Annotated in this window: 17 protein-coding genes; 3 read left to right on the forward strand and 14 right to left on the reverse strand. The window is 27.1% G+C overall.

The window, feature by feature from the left end; translation table 11 throughout:
- Window positions 1-10: 10 nt before the first annotated feature.
- The 10 genes from CRV01_RS08380 to CRV01_RS08425 form a co-directional block, all read right to left on the reverse strand.
- Window positions 11-730, reverse strand: a complete 720-nt coding sequence (locus tag CRV01_RS08380) for a response regulator transcription factor (protein WP_129007759.1) — start codon at window positions 728-730, stop codon at window positions 11-13.
- 36 nt (window positions 731-766) lie between these two features.
- Complete coding sequence (locus tag CRV01_RS08385) at window positions 767-3346, reverse strand: PAS domain-containing sensor histidine kinase (RefSeq protein ID WP_129007760.1); 2580 nt, start codon at window positions 3344-3346, stop codon at window positions 767-769.
- Window positions 3346-4068, reverse strand: a complete 723-nt coding sequence (gene truA / locus CRV01_RS08390) for a tRNA pseudouridine(38-40) synthase TruA (protein ID WP_129007761.1) — start codon at window positions 4066-4068, stop codon at window positions 3346-3348. Before truA ends, CRV01_RS08385 begins: the two co-directional genes overlap by 1 nt.
- A gap of 1 nt (window position 4069) precedes the next feature.
- On the reverse strand, window positions 4070-5086 hold the full coding sequence (locus tag CRV01_RS08395; RefSeq protein WP_129007762.1) for an LptF/LptG family permease: 1017 nt from the start codon (window positions 5084-5086) through the stop codon (window positions 4070-4072).
- On the reverse strand, window positions 5083-5841 hold the full coding sequence (locus CRV01_RS08400) for an A24 family peptidase (RefSeq protein WP_129007763.1): 759 nt from the start codon (window positions 5839-5841) through the stop codon (window positions 5083-5085). The genes CRV01_RS08395 and CRV01_RS08400 overlap by 4 nt, the downstream gene beginning before the upstream one ends.
- On the reverse strand, window positions 5828-6520 hold the full coding sequence (locus CRV01_RS08405) for a di-trans,poly-cis-decaprenylcistransferase (protein WP_129007764.1): 693 nt from the start codon (window positions 6518-6520) through the stop codon (window positions 5828-5830). Before CRV01_RS08405 ends, CRV01_RS08400 begins: the two co-directional genes overlap by 14 nt.
- The gene (gene coaBC / locus CRV01_RS08410) at window positions 6513-7733 is read right to left on the reverse strand and encodes a bifunctional phosphopantothenoylcysteine decarboxylase/phosphopantothenate--cysteine ligase CoaBC (RefSeq protein ID WP_129007765.1); all 1221 of its coding nucleotides are present in this window, start codon (window positions 7731-7733) and stop codon (window positions 6513-6515) included. The genes CRV01_RS08405 and coaBC overlap by 8 nt, the downstream gene beginning before the upstream one ends.
- A gap of 4 nt (window positions 7734-7737) precedes the next feature.
- Window positions 7738-9033: a bifunctional UDP-N-acetylglucosamine diphosphorylase/glucosamine-1-phosphate N-acetyltransferase GlmU gene (glmU, locus tag CRV01_RS08415; RefSeq protein ID WP_129007766.1), complete on the reverse strand. Its 1296-nt coding sequence runs from the start codon at window positions 9031-9033 to the stop codon at window positions 7738-7740.
- 6 nt (window positions 9034-9039) lie between these two features.
- On the reverse strand, window positions 9040-10980 hold the full coding sequence (locus CRV01_RS08420) for an ankyrin repeat domain-containing protein (protein ID WP_258238365.1): 1941 nt from the start codon (window positions 10978-10980) through the stop codon (window positions 9040-9042).
- Window positions 10981-11041: 61 nt separating this feature from the next.
- The gene (locus tag CRV01_RS08425) at window positions 11042-12601 is read right to left on the reverse strand and encodes a helicase-related protein (protein WP_129007767.1); all 1560 of its coding nucleotides are present in this window, start codon (window positions 12599-12601) and stop codon (window positions 11042-11044) included.
- 85 nt (window positions 12602-12686) lie between these two features.
- Here CRV01_RS08425 and trmA point away from each other — a divergent pair, with 85 nt between their 5' ends.
- The 3 genes from trmA to CRV01_RS13860 all read left to right on the forward strand — a co-directional run bounded on the left by trmA (window position 12687) and on the right by CRV01_RS13860 (window position 16392).
- Entirely contained in the window at window positions 12687-13808 is a 1122-nt protein-coding gene (trmA, locus tag CRV01_RS08430) for a tRNA (uridine(54)-C5)-methyltransferase TrmA (RefSeq protein WP_129007768.1), read from the forward strand.
- Window positions 13809-13831: 23 nt separating this feature from the next.
- Window positions 13832-14035, forward strand: coding sequence for a hypothetical protein (locus tag CRV01_RS08435; protein ID WP_129007769.1), 204 nt, complete (start codon window positions 13832-13834; stop codon window positions 14033-14035).
- A 164-nt stretch (window positions 14036-14199) separates the two neighbouring features.
- Window positions 14200-16392 (forward strand): flagellin, encoded by a 2193-nt coding sequence (locus tag CRV01_RS13860; protein WP_258238366.1) that lies wholly within the window; start codon window positions 14200-14202, stop codon window positions 16390-16392.
- 67 nt (window positions 16393-16459) lie between these two features.
- Here the strand turns inward: CRV01_RS13860 and CRV01_RS08450 are convergent, their stop codons facing one another.
- Genes CRV01_RS08450 through CRV01_RS08465 form a run of 4 tightly spaced genes read right to left on the reverse strand, consistent with a single transcriptional unit; the run spans window position 16460 to window position 21122 of the window.
- Window positions 16460-18460: a 6-hydroxymethylpterin diphosphokinase MptE-like protein gene (locus CRV01_RS08450; protein WP_164970035.1), complete on the reverse strand. Its 2001-nt coding sequence runs from the start codon at window positions 18458-18460 to the stop codon at window positions 16460-16462.
- Window positions 18457-19284, reverse strand: coding sequence for an SDR family oxidoreductase (locus CRV01_RS08455; RefSeq protein ID WP_258238367.1), 828 nt, complete (start codon window positions 19282-19284; stop codon window positions 18457-18459). The genes CRV01_RS08450 and CRV01_RS08455 overlap by 4 nt, the downstream gene beginning before the upstream one ends.
- A gap of 13 nt (window positions 19285-19297) precedes the next feature.
- Window positions 19298-20116, reverse strand: a complete 819-nt coding sequence (locus CRV01_RS08460; protein ID WP_129007772.1) for a sugar phosphate isomerase/epimerase — start codon at window positions 20114-20116, stop codon at window positions 19298-19300.
- Window positions 20103-21122: a Gfo/Idh/MocA family protein gene (locus CRV01_RS08465; protein ID WP_129007773.1), complete on the reverse strand. Its 1020-nt coding sequence runs from the start codon at window positions 21120-21122 to the stop codon at window positions 20103-20105. The genes CRV01_RS08460 and CRV01_RS08465 overlap by 14 nt, the downstream gene beginning before the upstream one ends.

The following is a 21122-nucleotide window of genomic DNA, read 5'->3' on the forward strand; positions in this document are numbered from 1 at the left end:
TTGCTTCTTTTTATTTTTTTAGTTGTTTTTCGATTATGTATCCATAACCTTTATGAGAAATAATAAAGTCATCATCTTTAACTTTATCTTTTAATCTTTTCATTACTGTTCTAAAAGCAGAATCATTTGTATTTATATCATTCCATACATCTTGCTTAAATTTTTCTACAGGAACAACTTCCCCTAAATTATCAATTAGAACTTTTAAGATATCTAACTCTTTTTTAGAAAGTTTTACTATTGATTCTTGATTATATAATTTATTTGTTTTTATATCATAAGTATATCTTTTATTTAAAGGAATTAATGTTTCTTGTGTATTTAATACTGCATTATCAGCTAAAACTTCTTCTTTAGCTTTTTTTAGCATTTCCATCATATTATCAATATTTAAAGGTTTTACAAAATATCCTAGAACTCTTAAGTTGATTAATTTTAATAAGTCGTCTTCATTTTTATGAGCACTTACTATAATAAATCTTTGATTTGGAACTAACTCTCTAATATCATCAATCATAGACATTCCATCTTTATTAGGCATTTTTAAATCAGTTAAAACTAAATCAAAAGTTCTATCTTCATCAAAATCCTTTTTAAAGATTTTACTTGCCTCTTGTCCGTCACAAGCAACAACTACTTCATCAAAAATAGTATTAAGATAAAAAGATAAGGTCTTTCTTGCTACATCTTCATCTTCAACTAATAACACTCTAGTTTTATAATTTTTCATTATTCTTCCCACGCAATTAATTATTTTATTATAGCCTTAAAGTGGTAAAATAATAGTAAAAACTACACCATCGTCAATATTTTTAACATTTATGTTACCATTCATATTCTTTTCAATAATTGTCTTTGCCATATATAGCCCTATTCCGGTACCTTGGTCTTCGAATTTTGTAGTAAAATATGGTTCAAACATTCTATCCATAACTTCAGTTTCTACTTCGCCACAGTTGTTTTGTAATAGAATCTTTACATTATTTTTTTCTTTTATTATCTCTATTTTTGTTTTTGCTTGGAAGTTTTCTTTGCTATTTTTTATCTCAGCAGCATCATTTGCATTATTTAAAATATTTAAAATAACTTGCTGAAACTCATTTTTATAACTTACAATTTCTATACTTTCCCCAAGAACTTCAACATCCATATTAGTTTTTTCTAATTGTGTTTCAACTATTTTTACACAAGAGTTTATTGAATCTTTTATATTAAAGCTAGCCTTATCTTTTGTTGGCTGATAGAAGTTTCTAAAGTCATCAATTGTTTGAGACATATAATCAATTTGAAGTTTGGTATCTGAAGTAATATCTTCTATATCTTCTTTTTTTAAGTTCTCAAAATTATCTCTAATAAAGTGAGTTAAAAGATTAATATTATTAAGTGGTTGTCTCCATTGATGGGCAATATTCCCAAGCATTTCACCCATAGCTGCTAGTTTACTTTGATGAACTAAAAGTCTATCTTTTTCTATATTTTTGGCTAACTCTTCTTCTACTTTTGATTTTAACTCTTCTTCTGTTAATTTCATTTTTGTAATATCTGTTATATATCCATAAAGATGAGTCACATTTCCAAAATCATCTTTTAAGAAAATTGTTCTATTAAACACCCATCTAATAGTTCCATCTTTTTCAATAACTCTAAAGACTTTAGTAAAAGATTTTGCATCTTTTTTTATAAACTCTTTTAGCTCTTTTTGTAACTCTTTAGCATCATCTTTATGAACAAAATTTAAAAAACTATCTTTTTTATTTTCAAAATTATTTGTAGCATAACCAAAAGAACTAATTGATTTAGATACATATTCAGGAGTCAAGAAATCATCATTTTTCCATTTGAAAATAACAATTCTTCCATATTCAACTAGTAAATCAACATATTGAAGTTCTTTAGAAAGTCTTTTTCGTCTTTCAATATCCATAGACATCATAAGCATTCGTTTTGGTTTTTTCTTTTTATCTCTAAAAGCTTTACCTCTAACTAATACCCATTTATATTCATTCCATTTATTTTTAATTCTATATTCACTAATGAAATGTTCAGTCTTACCTTCAAGGTGAGTTTTTAATCTATTTTCAACAATTGGTCTATCTTGTTGATGAATTATATTTAACCAAGCATGTAAATTTTTTATTTCACCCTTTTTATAGCCAAACATCTCTAACCATTTTTTTGAGAAAAAGATGTTGTCAGTTTCTAAATCGATATCCCAAAGACCATCATTTGATGCAATAATAGCAAGTTCATATCTATCTTTCCATTTCTTATACATTTTATTTCTAGTCTCTAGTCTTTTATTGTATCTATGGAAGATAGAGTTTATAAATTTTGTAAAAACAGTAGAAGCTAAAATTAAAAATAGTGCTACTAATATAACAATAGCAATAGATACAGATAGTTTAGAATTATATTTATAATTTAAATTGGCTAGTTTACTTGGTAGTGTATAACTTTTTATTGAGACTAAAAAATTGTATTTAGTAAAATTGTATGTTTTATGACTTTTATTCACTTCATTTTCAGTTATATATTTTCGTAAGACTTCGCTTGAACTGTCAAATCTATCTTGTTCTAAAATATATTTAGCATTTAGTTTTTGTCCTTTATTATAATAATTATATACATACCCTTTATTATAATCATAGAACCAAAAGTAGCTATCTGAATAGTATTTACTTTTTTGTACAATTGAGTTAAGAATAACTTTCCTAATAGAGTCTTCCATATCATCAATTTTTGAAAAGGCTCCAAGATACCAGTTTTTGTTTTTTATATCTTTAAAATAACTAAGCCTAATTTTATGATTAGTTTTATCAATCCAATATATTAAATTATCATCTCCAATATAAAGAATATTTTCTAACATATGTTTTTGAAATCTTGTTATTTCAATTTTTGAATCAGTAATAACTCTTAGATAATTTATCACCTCTTTTCCATAGATAATATTTAACTTCTCTTTATCAAAAATCACAAACTCAAAATTACTACCTCTTTCAAGGTCTTGAATAAAACTTTTAATATCATTTAATCCAGCTTTTGTTTTTGAGTACTTTAAAAACCCACTTAAAGAAGTAACTGCATCATTTAGAGCAACTTCTTCTCCATCAAAAGATGAATTTGCTTTGAATTTTATGTCATTTATATATTGATTTAAAATATTTCTTTTTTCAAATTGTTCTTTTTGTGTTAATAATTTTTCTTCATTTTTTTGTTTTACTTCTAATACTGAAACAATAACTATCATCGAAATAATTGCAGAAATAAATACAAAGATTAAAGGAGTGTATATAAGATGTTTTTTTATGTCACCAAGAGTATAAAATTTTCTTTTTATAAACATTAGTAATAGACCTTAGCTAAATATAATCCATAAGGACTGGCTGGTGTTTTAAATATATGTTGTTCTTTTTTAAGTTGTTTTTCTAAGTCTTCACAGCTTAATTTACCATCAGATATTTTAAGAAGTATTCCAACCATAAGTCTAATTTGAGACCTTAAATAAGAGTTTGCACAAAAATTAAAAACATAAATATCTTTATATTTATAGAATTTTGTAGAAAAAACTTCTCTTACTGTATTATGCTTATCACTTCCTTTTTTATGGAAGTATTCAAAATCATGAACACCTTCAAAAAACTTTATTGCCTTTTTTATTTTTTCTTCATCTATATTTTTATGATAAGAGATATAATCAGCACTAAAAACTGTAGGTTTTTTTGTAGTTACTAAATATCTATAAACTCTTTTTTTAGCATGAAATCTTGAATGAAAATCTTCATTAACTTCTTGAATAGATTTTATGCAAATAGAAGAAGGTAGATGCTTATTAAGTACTTTTTTTAATTTTTTTAAATCAAGCCAAAAAGAAGGAATAATACAATTAAAAACTTGTCCTGTAGCATGAACATCTTTATCAGTTCTACCACTAAGAACAATTTTCGTATTAATATTTATTTCCTTGAAAGCTTTTAAAAGTGCATCTTCTACACTTAAACCATTGGGTTGGGTTTGGCTTCCTTGAAATTTTGTTCCATCATAGGATATTACAAATTTTGCATTCATTTTAATATTGTTGTTTTATTGTTTTTGTATATATAAAATATGTACTTATAATCCAAATTGTAGGTAAAATATATAATGAATTTAACAAAAATTTATCTGTTAAAACTTCTAAAAGAATATAAAAGATTACAACTGAAACCATTGCATAAGATACACTTTTATTCTTATCATATCGAGGATTATAATATCCAAAAGCAACAACTAAGAATAGAGACATTAAAGGGAAAAAAGAAGTCAAAATATAAAAAGAGAATTTATCTTTTTTCCCATTTGTAGTAAGCTCTTTTAACCAAAAGTTATAACTATTTAAAAAAAAGCCTTGAGTGTTTTTAGAAATAGAATCATTTATATCAAGTCTTTTATAATCAATTTGATTTAACTCTTCATTGTCAATTAAAAAAGATTTACCCTCATATAGTTTAAAGCTAAGTTCTCCTTGCTGATTTACAAGTTCTGCACTTTTTGAAATAACAAATTGATCTTTATTGTTTTCAGTTTTAAATAACTTCACTTCCTCATAAGTCTTATCATCTTTTGAATCAATGTATATTAGCCATTTTCCGAATTTTTGACCGAACTCTGAAGCTTTGATATTAAAATTTGCTTCTTTTTGTTTTTGGTCTAAAAATCTTTCATTTAAAAACTTTGCTTTTGGAATAAGTCCAACAGAAATAAACAATAAAGATATTGATAAGGCTATGGTTACGGGAAGAAATATCTTTAAAATTCTTAATGGATTTAAGCCAAAAGAAGTAATAACAATAAGTTCATATTCACTTGATAATTTTCCTAAAGTAATAACCAAAGAAACAAAAAAAGAAATAGGTAAAGTATAAAAAACAATTGTTGGAATAATATACATGTATAGTCTTAAAAGTTCTAAAACATTCATAGTAATAACTGATGTTAACGCAGCAATCTTAACTAAAAAAATAATTGATGTTATAAAATAAAGACCCAAAAATATAGGGAAAAATGTATGTGCAAATTGATTAAGTAAATAGTGTTTTAATTTCAAAAAATAACCTTTGTAATCTCAAAAAAATATTCAAATAAAAAGCCTAATGATAAAAATGGTATGAAAGGAATCTCTATCTCTTTATTTTTATACTTATAATATAAACTTGCTATTATAGCAAAAATTGAAGCAAAAAATATAGCAACAAAAGAACCCAAAGTTCCAATTACTATTGCAAAACTTGCTATTACTGGAATATCACCTTCTCCTAAAGCTTCTTGTGTTTTTAATGATTCATCTTTAAAAATCCTTGCTTTAATATTTTGAATATAAAAAGTCACTAAGAAATTTAATAAAACAAATCCTCCAGATAATAGACAAGCTGCTTTTAAAGCTTCAATAAAATTTTGTCTTGCTATAAAAAAAGCTACAAAAAAGATTAGTATTAATAAATAATCTGGAACAGCTTTATACTTTAAATCAATAAAAGATAAAACAATTAATATATAAAAAAATATAGAGGTTAAAAATAACTCCAAAGAAAAGCCAAACTTTATAAAAAGAGCCAAAGTTATAAATGCTGATAAAATTTCTACAATAAAATATTGAAAAGAGATTTTTTCATTGCAGCAAGAGCTTTTAGCTTTTAAAATTAAAAAAGAAAAAATAGGAATATTATTATACCAAGAAATCTTTTCATTGCAGTTTGGGCATTTACTTCTTGTGAGTATTGACTCACTTTTAGGAAGTCTTAGAATAAGTACATTTAAAAAAGAGCCAAAAATAGCTCCAATTATAAAACTAAATAGCTCCAAATCTTCGTTCTCTATTTACAAAATCACTTATCATATCATCTAGTTCAGATGTTGTAAACTCTGGCCAATAAGTATTAGTAAAAAAAAGTTCAGCATATGCATTTTGCCAAAGTAAATAATTAGATAATCTTATTTCACCACTTGTTCGAATTAACATATCCACAGCAGGAATACCTGCTGTATCAAGACAAGATTCAAAGTTCTCTTTTGTAACTTCTAAATTTTGTTCATTTAATTTATGGATTGCCCTTAAAATTTCATCTTGTGAGCCATAATTTAATGCTAATATTTGTGTAAGATTTTTTCCATTTGCTGTTTTTTCTTCCGTTTCCTTAATTATTTTTTGTAAAGAATTAGAAAACTTTGATAAATCTCCGATTGCTTTAAAACGAATAGAATTAGCTAAATAAACTTCAAGCTCACTTTTTAAATACTTCTCTAAAAGCTTCATTAAAAATTCAACTTCTAGTTTTGGTCTAGCCCAGTTTTCAGTAGAAAAAGCATAAAGAGTTAGATACTTTAATCCAAGCTTTGAACAATGTTTTGTTATTCTTCTAACTGTTTTAGCGCCTTCCTCATGACCAGCTGTTCTTTTTAAGCCTTTTTCTTTTGCCCATCTTCCATTACCATCCATTATCATTGCGATATGAACAGGGTTTTGTTTTTTCTTTTCATTCATAGGCAAACTTTTGGGCTAATTTTTCTATTATTTCAAAAGAGATTTCATCTTTTTGACCTTCAAAAGAAAAGCTTTCATCATTAAAAATAAGTTCTATTGCATTATCATTTGTTCCAAAAGAGTTTTTATCTTTTAAAATATTTAAACAAACTGCATCAAGATTTTTCTTTTGAAGCATTTTTGTTGCATTATCATTTGCAACAACCTCATCCATTTCTGCTTTAAAACCTATTGAAATTAAGCCTTCTTTATCTAATGAATTTAAAATATCAATATTTTGTTTTAGCTTTAGATTCCAAGTTTGCCCTTTCATCTCTTTTTTTATTTTTCCTGAAAAGTTTTCCTCTGGAACATAATCACTAACTGCTGCAACCATAAAAAGATAAGGTTTTTTCTCTTCTTTTTTAGCCTTTTTTGTTAAGATATTTAAATCCTCATACATTGCAAATGTGCTTTGAACACTTATTGTATTAATCTCTTCTATAAGATTTTCATGCCCTCGTGTACTAACTAAAGAAACATTAGCACCTTTAATATATAAAGCAAGGGCTAAAGAAGAAGCCATTTTACCTGATGAATAGTTTGAGATAAATCTTACATCATCAATCTTTTCAACTGTTCCTCCACCACTTAAAATAGCACTTCTTTTTTCCCAATATTTTTCTTTTAAAAGTTCTCTTGCTGTTTTATAAAAAATAGTTTCAGGTTCTGCTAAAGCTCCATTTCCTACATCTTTGCAGGCTAATTCTTTAACTTGTGAATTAATTACTTCAAAGCCTGATTTTTTTAACTTTTTTATGCTTTTTACTGTGATTTTATTTTCAATCATATTTGTATTAGCTGCTGGTGCTATTACTTTTGTACCCTTATAAGCTAAAACTGTTTGTGTTAATAAATTATCAGCAATTCCATTTGCTAATTTATTTATTGTATTTGCACTACAAGGTGCAATAACTAAAATATCAGCCCATTTTCCAATATCAATATGATTATAATCTTGATTTTTTTCCCATGACTCAGAAGACTCATCTAGAACCTTATTTTGAGAAATTGCTTCAAAAGATAGTTTTGTTACAAATCTTTGTGAAGCCTCAGTCATAAGAACTTTTACATTCGCTCCTGCTTTTACATAAAGTCTTGTTAACTCTAATGCTTTATAAGCTGCGATTGAACCAGTAATACAAAGTAGAATATTTTTGTTTTTTAAAAGCATAATCTTACTTCTTATCCTGAAAATGTTTATAAAAGTATCCTTCTACAACTCTTTTTTTAGCTCTTGTTGTATAAAGTTGTCCTTTTTTTAAATCACTCGTTACAGTACTTCCTGCACCAATAAGAACATCGTCTTCTACTGTAATTGGAGCAACAAATTGTGTATCACTTCCTACAAATACATTTTTACCAATAATAGTTTTGTACTTATTGATTCCATCATAATTACAAGTAATTGTTCCACAACCAATATTTGTACCTTCATCAATTTCACAATCACCAAGGTATGTTAAGTGTCCAGCTTTTACACCAGTTAATTTTGCTTTTTTTGTTTCTACAAAGTTTCCAATGTGAGTTGAATCAAGTTCAGATCCTGGCCTGATTCTTGCCATTGGTCCAGCATCTGAATCTACTAAAATAGAATCTTCTATTACTGTGTTTGTTTTAATATGAGAGTTTATGATTTTAGTATTTCCTAAAAGTGTAACACCATTTTCTAAAATAGATTCACCTTCAATTTGAACACCCTCTTCTATATAAATTGTGTCAGGTAGTCTCATAATTACACCTTCAGTCATAAAAGCTTTTTTGATTCTATTTTGATGAATTACTTCTGCTTGGGCTAATTCTACTTTTGAATTAACGCCTTTAAAGTTCTCTTCACTAACTATAATTGGCTTTAATACCTTTTTTTGCAAGATTGCCATTTCTATTAAATCAGTTATATAATACTCTTTTTGAGCATTATCATTTGAAAGTTTTGGTAGATTTTCTAATAAAAACTTTGTGTCAAATTGATAAATTCCTGCATTTGCTGTTGTAATTTTAAGTTCATCTTCGCTTGCATCTTTTTGTTCAACTATTTTTTGAACATTCCCATTTTCAATTACAACCCTACCATATCCAGAAGCATCTTCTAATTTAAGTACAGACATAACAATAGTTGCATTTATATCAAATTTTTTTAATTCAACTGCTTGAATTAAAGGCATGTCTGCATTTAAAACTAAAGTTTTTTCATACTTAGGAGTTATATTCATAACTGCCCCACCTGTACCTGGATAATTTTCATGGTCTTGTATTACAAAATTAATATTTGTAAAATATTTTTCCATTTCTTCTTGTACAAGTTTTGCTTGATGATAAAGAACAACAGTTACATCATTACTGACTTTTAAAGCCTCTTTTATAGAATAATATAACATTGGCTTTCCAGAGATTTTATGTAAAACCTTTGGTGTTGTTGACTTCATTCTAGTACCAGCACCTGCTGCTAAGATTATAATTGACTTACTTGACATTTAATATTATCCCTCTAATGCTTCATTTATTTCTTTTTTTAGATTATCCACCACTTCTTGTAAAGCTTTTTTCATTTTTTCATCTGACAAATTAGCATTTGTTAGCTTATCTAAATTGCCTTCTCTTTCTTTAAAAAACTTTGCTACAGATTTACTCTTTTTTCTGTGGTTGTACATTAAAATTCCTGAGGCAATTAAAACCACAACTAATCTGGTATGTCCTAAAATTGCTGCATAATTAAGAATTGTAAATCCTGCATAATCTGCTGCATTTATATCTGCTCCTGCTGCTATTAAAAGTCTTGCAATTTTATAATTACCTTTCCATTGGGTATGATGAAGTGCTGTTCTACCTTGCTTATCTTTAATATCAAGATTAGTTTTTTTACTCAATAGTTTTTCTACTACTTCAATATCATCAGCCATTACTGCTTTATGAAAAATAGTTCTTCCATCTTTATCTACTGTGTCGATATCTACTCTAAATTTAAGTAAAAAAACCAATCTCTCTAAGAACTGTTCTTTTTCTCTTTGTCTTGTTATTTTAAGACCATTATCAATCAGATAAGATAATGGTGTCGAACCATTATTGTCTTCAACATTTAAATCAGCACCTGCATTAACTATAAGTTTTATAATATCTAAATTATTTTCATTTACTAAATCAAAGATTAATGTTGTTCCATCTACTCTTGGTTGATTTATCTTTGGTTTAAATAGAAGCATTTTCTTTAATAATATAAAATAATCTTCCGTTTCTTTTAACTCTAAAAATCTTTTTAAAGTAGGTTTTTTATTATTTCTTGTGATTAAAATTGCTTCACATAAATCATCAATCACTGTTCTTTGAAAATGGTCTCTATGATCAATATCTACACCATTTTCTATTAAATGGTCAATCATTTTCATATTTGAAGGACCTTTTAAAACTGCATCAAAAAGAACAGTTTTCCCTTCATTGTCTTGGGTATTTATATCAGCACCTGAAGCTAGAAGAAAATCTATTGTGTCATAATTTTCTCTTTCAACCTCTTTGTATAAAACAGTCTTTCCATGTGCGTCTGTTCTATTTATAGCAAGTCCATTATCAATTAAAAAGCCTGTTAGCTTTAAGTAATTTCTTGTAGGGTCAACAAACCTATATTTTCCTTCTACCTTGATGTCATCAAGTTTTGAGATTGCAAGAATTTTTAAAATCTCATCTAAAAGAGTTTTATCAGCTTGGTCTTTTATATTAAGTTTTACTCCTGCTTCAAGTAAAACTTCAATTGTAGGAATAGCTTGTGAACCTAAAACTATTGCGTTAAATAAAACATTTTGTCTTTTTTTATCTAATATATTTACATCTATTCCATTTGAAATTAAATATTTTGTAATTTTATCATCATCTTTTAATACAGAGTGAAAAAGTACTGTTTGTCCATTGTTGTCTTTGATATTTATATCATCAACATTATTTACAACTTCTTTTATTATCTCTAAGTTTCCACCTTCAACTGCATCAAAAAGAACAGTTCTTCCATAATGATCTGTTATTGAAAGATCAGGGTCGTGAGCCATAAGAATTTTAAATACTTTTTCATTTTCTTCTAAGGCAGCATCTTGAAGAACAGTTCTTCCTGAAGAATTGATATGATTAACAGAAGATCCATTATCAAGAAGGAATCTTATCATCATTCCATCCATCTTATCAGAAGCTTCACTTAATACTGTTTTTCCATAATTATCTTCAGCATTAATATCAATTCCATTTTTTATCAAAATTTTTATTGATTCAATTCTTCTTTTTGCAGCAAGTTCGAACAATAATGTTCTACCTTTACCGTCTTTTTTATTGATATCTACTCCACTATTTATTAAGGATTGTATTTTCTTTTCATCAATATAATTTTTAAGAAGCTCCTTATGGAGTGCTTCTGTATTGTCACCTTTGAACATACCTAACATATAAGTTTCCTCAAGTTTTGCCTTTTACCTAAAGGATTTATTTTACCAAAAAAATGTTTAATTATCTTCTTCTATCTCTTCTTGAGTTTCTTCGTGGATTTTTATGATTACTATTACGTGAATTAAAGAACTTTTTCTTATCATCTCGTCTTTCTACTTTTAAGTTACTTTTTAATGATTTTTCAATAAAAGAGTTAAAAGAGTTTCTTAAAATTAAAGCTTTCTCGTGATCAACAAAAATATCTGGGAATTTATAAGAAAGCCAAAGATATAAAGATATTTTTTTTACCTCATCTTCTACAAGTAATAAGTCTTTTTGAGTAATAGCCTTTTTAGGCAAAGTAATAGAAGGCTTATATCTACAAACTCTATTTTTAATAACTGCTGCAATATAAGCTTCATAAGCTTGCAAAATAATATTTGATTTAGTTGTAATTGGAGCTTGTGCTAATAAATATTTTGCTTCTAAATCTAGTTTTTCTCTTTTATCAACTATTGTTGAAGCCTCAATTAAAGATGAAATATTTGAAGCAATAAAAGGACCATCAAATTTCATATTTGTTTTAAAAAATCTTAGAATCTTAACTAATGATTTTGTTTTTATATGATTACTTAATTCTAATAATTGTTCCGTTGAAATTTTTACTTTATAAGGAGGTTTTATTGTTGCTATTGGCTGTTCAAACTCTTCTTTGATATAAGATAAAACATCTCTTCTTGTTGCCCCTAAAAAACCTGCATCAAACAGTTTATATCTTCCTGCACGACCTGCTATTTGAACTATTTCATTTACAGATATTTTTCTTCTACTTACTCCATCAAATTTTGTATCAGTAGTAAAAAGTATATTTTTAATTGGAAGATTTAATCCCATTGCTATTGCATCTGTAGCAATTAAAATATCACTTTTTCTTTCTCTAAATCTTCTTGCTTCATCACGTCTAACTTCTGGAGATAGATTTCCATAAATAACTGAAACCCTATATTTCTTTTGTAACTTTTGTTTTAGTTTTAAAACATCCATTCTTGAAAAAGCAATAAGTGCAGTTGCTGGTTCTAGGTTATCTAAAGAAGTATGTCGTTCCATAACTTGCAGTGGAGTTTTTCTTTTGTGCTTTACTATTTCTAATTCTTCACCTAAATAAGAAGCTATTTTTTTAACAGCATCTAAAGCATTTACAGATCCTGTCATAATAACAGTTTTAGCTGGACATCCAATAATTGCATTTACCCAAGCCCAACCTCTGTCAATGTCATCTAACATCTGTACTTCATCGATAATTGCTACATCAACATCAAGATTAAAATCAAGCATTTCTATAGTTGAGCAAACATGAGCTGCATCTTCATTTATTTGTTGTTCTTCACCTGTAATAAGTGAGTTTTCTATTCCTGCTTCTTTTAGTTCTTCATGACCTTCTAAAGCAAGCAGTCTTAAAGGAGCTAAATAAAGACCTGAATTAGCCTCTTTTAACTCTTTCATGGCGTTATATGTTTTTCCTGAATTTGTAGGACCTACAAAAAACTTTAGTTTTCTATTCATAGATCTTGCAAGGGGAAAAAGTTGTTTTAAATCACACTTTAAAAGTGTTTGTAATTGTTGTTGGAAAGTTTCTTTCATGGGCGTATTATAGTAAATAGAATATAATATCAGATTAAAAAAATAAAATAGTATAAATTAAATTTAAAAATAGGTAGAACAACAAATGAATTGTGAATATTTTGGAAAATGTGGAAGCTGTACTTTATATGAAAAAACTTACGAAGAACAGTTGGAGTATAAAGTTCAAAGAGAAAAGAAAAGATTCTCACAATTTGATATTCCAAATATTGATATTATAAGAAGTGAAGAACAAAATTTTCGTACAAGAGCAGAATTTAGAATTTGGAAAAACTTTGATAATGAAAACAATCCTACTATTTCTTATGCTATGAATGATTTTGATAAAAATGCTTTGGAGATTGAGTCTTGTCAAATCGTTTCAGAAGATATTGCCTGTTTAATGCAAAAGCTTTTAGAAAAAATACAAAATGATGAAGAACTAAGACTTAAACTTTTTGCCTGTGAATTTTTAAATTCAACTACAAAAGATATGCTTGTAACACTGATTTACCATAGAAAGTTAGAAGAGAACTGGATAGAAAAAGCAAAAGAATTAGAAAAAGAGTTTGACATAAAAATAATTGGAAGAAGCAGAAAACAAAAAGAGATTTTAAGCAAAGACTTTATCGAAGAGACTTTAAAAATTGAAAATAAAAAGTTTCACTTCCAATACAAAGAAGGTGGCTTTACTCAACCAAATACAAAAGTAAATATCAAAATGATTGAATGGGTTTTAGAGCAACTAGAGACTTCTTCTAAAGACCTTTGTGAGTTATATTGTGGAGGTGGAAACTTTACAATACCTATGAGTCAAAAGTTTAATAAAGTACTTGCAACAGAGATCTCAAAAACATCTATTAAATCTGCCCTTACAAACTGTTCTTTAAACAATATCTCAAATATAGACTTCATAAGAATGAGTGCCGAAGAGTTTGTTGAAGCCTTAGAAAGTAAAAGAGAGTTTAATAGACTTAAAAATATTGACTTAAAATCATACAACTTTGAAACAATATTTGTTGACCCACCAAGAGCAGGACTTGATGATACAACAAGAGCTTTAAGTAAAGAGTTTGACACTATAATTTATATTTCATGTAACCCTGAAACTTTACATCGTGATTTAGAAGAATTAACAAAAACACACAAAATAATTAATTTTGCACTTTTTGACCAATTTTCATATACAGAGCATATCGAGAGTGGCGCTATTTTAAAGAGGCTTTAAAATATCAAAGGATAAAATATTATATGGAAAATAACTCAATACCAAAAGATATTATTAAAATTCAAAAAAAGCTTTGTAGTTTTGAAAAAGGTTCAAGAAACTATATCAAATATACAAAGATACTTAACAAGCATCTAAAAAAGCATGCAATGAAAAAAAGGGTTTTAAGTAATATTAAAACTATAGAAGCCATAAAAAAAATAGAAAAAAAGTCAAAAAGTAGTTAAAATTTAATCTAAATTTAAGAATTGGTATGTGATAATTCTATATAAGTTATATAGGGATCAATGGATTCCAAAGGACTAAATCCTATGCTTGGGCATTGCACAAGAATGTATATAAGGCTGTAAAATACTTATTTTACAATGTGTCATAATTAAAAGGATTTATTATGAGAATTAATACTAACGTATCATCTATTACTGCACAAGAATCTGCAGTTAATACAAACAAAAACATCAAAAGTTCATTAGAAAAATTATCTTCAGGTTTAAGAATCAACAAAGCGTCAGATGATGCATCTGGTCTTGCAATTGCTGATAAATTAAGAACTCAAGCTACTTCTATTAACCAAGGTGTTTCAAATGGTAATTCAGCGGTTACATTACTTCAAATTGCTGATAAATCAATGGCTGAGCAATCAAACATTCTTGATACTGTAAAATCTAAACTAATTCAAGCTAATACTGATACTACATCACCAGATGGTAGAGAATCTATTAGAAAAGATATCGTTAAATTACTTGAGCAGTTAGATAATATTGCTGAACAAACTAACTATAATGGTAACGTTCTTTTACAAAAAAGTGCAGAAGATACTGGACTTTCTGAAGAATTATCTTTCCAAATCGGTGAGTCAAAAAGAGACCTTATCTCTAATACAGCAGTACAATCAAATACTGATGGTTTAGGTTCTAAAGTTGATTATGCTTCTGGTTCTGAAATTGCACAAGGTGAAAAAGTAACTCTTGCAGCTTCTGGAACTATTACATTAAAAGGTTCAGATTCTTCTGATGCTAATACAGTTGAAAATGTAACTTTAGCTGGAGATGTTGATTCTTTAGATTTAACTGCTGGTATGACTATTTCTGGAGTAAATGCTGATACTAAAGCTATCTTAGATGCAGCTGTAACAGCTGGTGATTTAACTGAATCTGGTGGTACATATACTGTAACTGATGCTGGACAAGGTAAATCTTTAGATTTATCTAGTGTAGATGACGTTGCTGCAACTGTACAAATTTCTACAACTGGTGACACTGGAACTACTGCTAGTTATTCAAAAGGTGACGTTATTGATAGTGCTACAGTAACAACTGGAAGCGCATTAGATACAGCACTTAAAGATACAAATAAGTTTACAGAAGTTTCAACAGGTAGTGGAATATACTTAGCTAAAACATCAGGTTCTCTTGATATTGAAGTAGGTGAAAGTATAGACTTAACTACTCCAACAGTTGTAGATGGAACAACAGGTGGAGACTTTAGTGCAGGTGATGTTATTAAAGTAAATAGTGTTGCTACTGGTGGATTATTAGATAATGCATTAAAAAATTCTTCATTATTCTCAACAGGTTCTACAACAGGAACATATGTTGTAAAAGAAGACTTTACTGCGGGTTCTATATTCTTAGGTGATGGAGATTCTATTACAATTACTGCAGGTTCACCTGTTACTGTTGCTAATCAAGCTACTACTGGTTCTGGTCTTACTGAGTCTAACTTACAATACAATGGTAGTACAGCATATAGAGAAAATACAACTGGTTCTACAGATCAAATTAACTCAGATCAAGCAACTGGTGGTTCACAAATCAATGCATCGGGTGAAGATGAAATTTCATTTACATTAACTGCTGCAGGTGCAGGGTCAACTGGTGGTACAAATGTTAATGTTCTTGAAGGTGATATTATTACATTTACAGATGACTCTTCTGCTACTGGTGGAGATCAAATGTCAATGGATATTTTAGAATCTGGTAACTACTACCACTTAGGTGGAAATAAATATCAAGCAATATCAGATAATACTATTGAAATGGACACTAATGACGTTCTTAATGTAACTAGAAAAGTTGGTGGTTCTGGTGCAGAAACTGACTTTAAAGGTGCGACTGCAACTACTACAGCAGGTGCAGGAAGTGCAGATGCAGTTGTAAAACTTACAACTAGTTCTACAGTTGATGTAACAAACAATGATACTACAGCTGGAAATAAACTTACTATTGGTGGAACAGGTATTTCAAATGGTGAGCTTCAATTAAGTGCACTTGCTTCTTTAAAAGAAGGTGAGTTAACTAAAGAGTTAGCTGATTCATTCCAAAGTGTAGTTGATGATGCAATTACTGATCTGAATGGATACAGAGGTGACATCGGTTCGACTCAAAATCAAGTTGAATCTGCCGTTAGAAACTTAATGACACAAGCTACAAATGTAAAAGCAGCTGAGTCTATTATTAGAGATGTTGATTATGCACAAGAATCTGCAAACTTCAACAAACAAAATATTATCGCACAAGCTGGTTCATATGCTATGAGTCAAGCTAATGCTACTCAACAAAACGTTTTAAGATTATTACAATAATAATCTACTATAAAATAGCAGTTATTACTGCTATTTTATTATTTATGTATTAAAGAAGTAAAAAATATTACTTCTTTAATACTCCTTCTACTACATTTATGTAAAAATCTATAATCTTACTTAATTGATTAAATAATCTTTTCTTTAATACTTTCATATGTTTTTTAGGATTATCTAAACTCCTAATATTTAATAAATAAACAATATATGGTAAATTATATTTATAATAATTTTGAATGATTTTATTTAAATCAATAGACTTTGGATTATTTGATAATATTTTATTAATTTCTTCAATATCAGAAAGTAGTTCACTTACTTGTGAATGTTTTCTTTTTTTTAATTTTAACTCAAAAAATTCTTTTAGCTTTTTTGCACCTTCTAATTTAAGTTCATTATACTTTTTATCTTTTTCTAAAAACTTATCCTCAGATATTGAACTTAAATCTTTTTTAATCTTTTTTGATAATAATTCTTTATCTATATCTTCAAAACCACTTAATTTTATATCTTCAAGTTTGGTAGGAATTGTTCCTTCAAAATAAGCTCCATCAGATAAATTGAAAGTTTTTGTGCCAGTACTAAACATATTTGTAAATCTATTCATAATTTTTATTGAAATCATAAATACAGGTAGAGTTTTAACTTCATTAAGAAAATTACCTTTTATTGTCAATACATTTTTTCTAAAAGAAAAATTTTCTATATTTTGTTTTTCACTAGATTCACTTAATTCTAACTTGTTTCCGATATATCCATCAAAGTGACTGCTTCCTGTCTCATTATCCAATGCCATATCTAGTCCAAGTAGATATAATTCTTTAACTCCTAAAATCAATAAAACTGCGTAAGTGATTTCTCCAATAGAAGGTCCTGTTAGGCTACCCATATTATCTTTTGCACTATAAAGGGCATTAAATAAAAATAAATTCTCTTTTTTTATTTTATTAGTAACTAATTCAGTAATATGAGAAGAGAAAATAAATACTGTATTTTTATAAATCTCTTCATCCCAAAACTCTATAAATATACTACTAATTAAACTTACATTTTCATCATATTGAAAGATGATATCAGGGATAATATCTTGTTCTTTTAAATAAGGAACAACAGAAAAGATAGATACAATCATAAACTTATTTTTATTTTCTTTTATTAATTGTATATTTTTCTTCAATGATGGACCTGCAGCTAATAATAGTACTGGTTTGTCATTGAAAATACTTAATGGTTCATTTGAATTTAAACGTAAGAAGTTACTTTCTTTTTTAACGTATTCATATGTTTTAGCTAAACTTGCAAGTTCTCTGTTATATGAGTATAAAATATGGTGTTGTGAAATTAATATATTTTGAATAACATCAAAATATATTTCACAACTTTTCGAAAATAAGAAGAATTTAATATAGTGATTATATATATACACTTTTGGAATAAAAGAACTAAATCTCTCGTAGAACTGATCTTTATTTAAATTTACATATAAATACAATTTTGTTCTTTTACTTATTTCTTCATAATCAGTAGTAAATAAAGATAATCTAAATATTTCTAATGATGGTTCAATTATAATATTTAATCTTGGTTTCATTTTATTTATTAACAAAGGAATATGATGACCTAGTCCTATTCCAAAAGTTAAAAAAACATATATTGTTTTTAGTTCTTTTTCTTTTGGTTCATTTTTATTTACATAGTCAATAATAGGAGCATTATTATAGTCAGGATTATCAAGAATTGATATCTTATCAATATTATCAACAAAACCAGAGGCATATTCTTTTGCATAAAAACTTTGGAAACTATTTTTTGATGCATTGAAACTTAATTTATTTACTGCTTTTTTTGAATATTCTATTGAGTTTTCATTATAAAACCAACTATTATTTACTTTATCATAAATGTCAAAATACTCATTATACTCAAGGACATATCTTTCTTCAATTAAATTACTATTTAAAGATTCTTCAAATAATAAAACTTGATTATAAAGCTTATTATCAAACTTTTCTAAGAATTTCATATTCTTAGAATACAATGCAATTGCTTTTTCTTCTACTTCGCTCATATTATAGTTCTTCCTCCATCCATATTTAAAATAGCTCCATTCATATATGAACTTGCTTCTGAACATAAATATATAATCGTTGCATTGTATTCATCTATATTTGCCATTCTTTTCATAGGAATAAGCTCCTCTATTTTGTCTAAAAAATCTTTAGAATGATTATTAAATACTCCTCCTGGAGCAAAAGCATTACATCTAACTCCCTTATCAGCCCAATAAGAAGCTATGTATTTAGTTAATCCAATGATTCCATGTTTTATTACTGAATAAGTTACTGGTTTAACATCTTGTTCAAAATCAGATAAATTCTCTTTTTTATATAATCTTTGATCTGGAGCAATTACTCCTAAATCTGAAGAAACATTGATAATGACACCTTTATTATTTTTTGCCATTTCAATTCCAAATATTTTTGAGCATAACATAGCCCCTGTTAGCCCTACTGATATTTCTAAATTCCATTGATCAATACTAAAATTTTCTAATCTACTTTTATTGATATTTGAACTATTATCAAATTTAGGATCAATTGCAGCGTTATTGATAAGAACATTAGGATATTTGTTTATCTTATTAAATATTTCATCTTTTGCATTTAAAATATCACTCTCTTTTGTTATATCTACTTTGTATGTGAATATTTTATTTTTATACATATTTGAAAATCTATTTTCTAATGTGTTTAAAGATTCTGCATTAATATCAAATACTACTACTGTTGCTCCTGATTCTAATAAAACCTCTGTATACTGAGATCCTAGCAAGCCAGCACCACCTGTTAATAAAATTACATCAGAGTCCAAACAAAAAATATTTTTTTTCAAAATTAGTCCTTTTTTACTTATCTTCAGCTTCTTTTTTTATAAACTTAATATAGCTTAATTGATTATATGCTGTATTTACAGGGTCAATTCCCCTTTGACTTTCAAAAACAAAGTTTTTCTTATACTTTATTTCATCTAAAGCTGAAAAAACTTCATAAAAATCAACTGATCCAGTTCCTATAAGCACATTGCCTTTATCATTTTTATCTTTTAGATGTACATGAAAGATCTTATCTTTTAGAACTCTTATTTCTTCTTGTAAACTTACTTTAAAAGTAACTCTATTTCCTGTATCATAAACTACCCCTAAATTTTTACTATTAAAAGAGTTTATATATTCATTTAGTTGAACTGCTTCTATGTTAGTTTCTAAAGCTACTAAAATGTCTTTTCTTTTTGCTAATTCAAGAATTTCAGTTATCACTTGTCTATATGATTCAAGATTATCTACATTAATTTCACTTAATTCATAAAAAGGAAGAACAATAATTTTGTAATTAAGAAGTTTGTGATTTTCTATTAATGAAAATAAAGATTCTTTTACTTTTGGTTCTTCATTTAACGAATGTTTTATCATGTAATTAAAACAAATAGAATATACTTCAGAGTTATGAAGATCTAAATTTTTTTTTAATCTTTCTATACCCATATTGCTATTTAGTGGATTTTCGTTATTAAACTCTTCATCAATAAAAAACTCGATAAAATCTAAATGAGCTTTTGATAAAAAAGAAATTTCATTTTCCCATTTTCCAAAGGGAAAACACTGAAGTTCCCCATTAATTGAAGGACTAAGTCTTCCTTGCATAATACCAAATTTACTCGTTTGCATTTATTGCCTCTTTTATTGATATTGCCATTTCTAAACTATCAATTCCATCGTCAATAGTAAGAAAAGAATTGTTTTTTGTATTCACTGAATTTATAAAATGTTTCATTTCACTTAAAAATAAATCATTTCTTTTAAAAGATTCATTAACTAAATAATTATCAATCAAACCTTTTTCATTGAATACTTTTAATTCATTTTCTACTAAATCTAATATAATAACTGCATTTGACAATGATATTTTTATGCTTCTTGTTTCATATACTTGTGCAAAAGATAAATTAAGAGATACAACAAATTGTTTATCATTTTCTTGATATTTAAACAAACTAAAAACTGTATCTTCTGCATTAATATCAATTATTGAATTACTTGACTCAACAGATAGAACTTTTGACGGCTTACCGAAAAAATAGTTTAATAAGTCAAGTTCATGACTTAATGAATGAATTACTCCTCCTCCTAAATCTTCCCTTGCTGCATATCCTTTTTTATAATCTTCATATTTATGATGACTTGGTAAAAATGTTCCCCATTCAATATTTGCACTAGTTATAGAACCATAAATCTTTTCTTCCAAGATATATTTTAGTTTTTTTATAAGAGGATGAAATCTTGTTTGATAACCAATCATACATATTAAATTTTTATCTTTTATAATTTGCTTTAAGTATTCTACTTTGTCATAATTATTTGATAAAGGTTTTTCTATAAATAAATTAGCCCCTATTTCTGCAAAAGTAATTGCAGTATCCAAATGACAAGAGCTAGGATTTGTTATAAATACAATATCTGGTTCTATTTGTAATGCACTATTTAGGTCTGTTAGTTCTTTAATTTCATAAAATTTTGCTAAGTTTTCAACTTCTCTTGCCTCACCATCTTTTATATATAAATTATTATTAGAATGTTTTAATTGATATATTTCAAAATCATTCGGGTAAAGAGCTTTTAAGTTCTGAAGATGTCTTTGTCCAATTGAACCTAGTCCTACAAATAAGGCTTTCAT

Origin of the sequence: Arcobacter sp. CECT 8983, from assembly GCF_004118855.1 — a bacterium.
Lineage (GTDB): Bacteria > Campylobacterota > Campylobacteria > Campylobacterales > Arcobacteraceae > Halarcobacter.

Coding starts and splice junctions, on each gene's coding strand:
- CRV01_RS08380 (WP_129007759.1), bottom strand. CDS start 730: ATGAAAAATTATAAAACTAGAGTGTTATTAGTTGAAGATGAAGATGTA.
- CRV01_RS08385 (WP_129007760.1), bottom strand. CDS start 3,346: ATGTTTATAAAAAGAAAATTTTATACTCTTGGTGACATAAAAAAACAT.
- truA (WP_129007761.1), bottom strand. CDS start 4,068: ATGAATGCAAAATTTGTAATATCCTATGATGGAACAAAATTTCAAGGA.
- CRV01_RS08405 (WP_129007764.1), bottom strand. CDS start 6,520: ATGAATGAAAAGAAAAAACAAAACCCTGTTCATATCGCAATGATAATG.
- coaBC (WP_129007765.1), bottom strand. CDS start 7,733: ATGCTTTTAAAAAACAAAAATATTCTACTTTGTATTACTGGTTCAATC.
- glmU (WP_129007766.1), bottom strand. CDS start 9,033: ATGTCAAGTAAGTCAATTATAATCTTAGCAGCAGGTGCTGGTACTAGA.
- CRV01_RS08420 (WP_258238365.1), bottom strand. CDS start 10,980: ATGTTAGGTATGTTCAAAGGTGACAATACAGAAGCACTCCATAAGGAG.
- CRV01_RS08425 (WP_129007767.1), bottom strand. CDS start 12,601: ATGAAAGAAACTTTCCAACAACAATTACAAACACTTTTAAAGTGTGAT.
- trmA (WP_129007768.1), top strand. CDS start 12,687: ATGAATTGTGAATATTTTGGAAAATGTGGAAGCTGTACTTTATATGAA.
- CRV01_RS08435 (WP_129007769.1), top strand. CDS start 13,832: ATGGAAAATAACTCAATACCAAAAGATATTATTAAAATTCAAAAAAAG.
- CRV01_RS13860 (WP_258238366.1), top strand. CDS start 14,200: ATGAGAATTAATACTAACGTATCATCTATTACTGCACAAGAATCTGCA.
- CRV01_RS08450 (WP_164970035.1), bottom strand. CDS start 18,460: ATGAGCGAAGTAGAAGAAAAAGCAATTGCATTGTATTCTAAGAATATG.
- CRV01_RS08460 (WP_129007772.1), bottom strand. CDS start 20,116: ATGCAAACGAGTAAATTTGGTATTATGCAAGGAAGACTTAGTCCTTCA.
- CRV01_RS08465 (WP_129007773.1), bottom strand. CDS start 21,122: ATGAAAGCCTTATTTGTAGGACTAGGTTCAATTGGACAAAGACATCTT.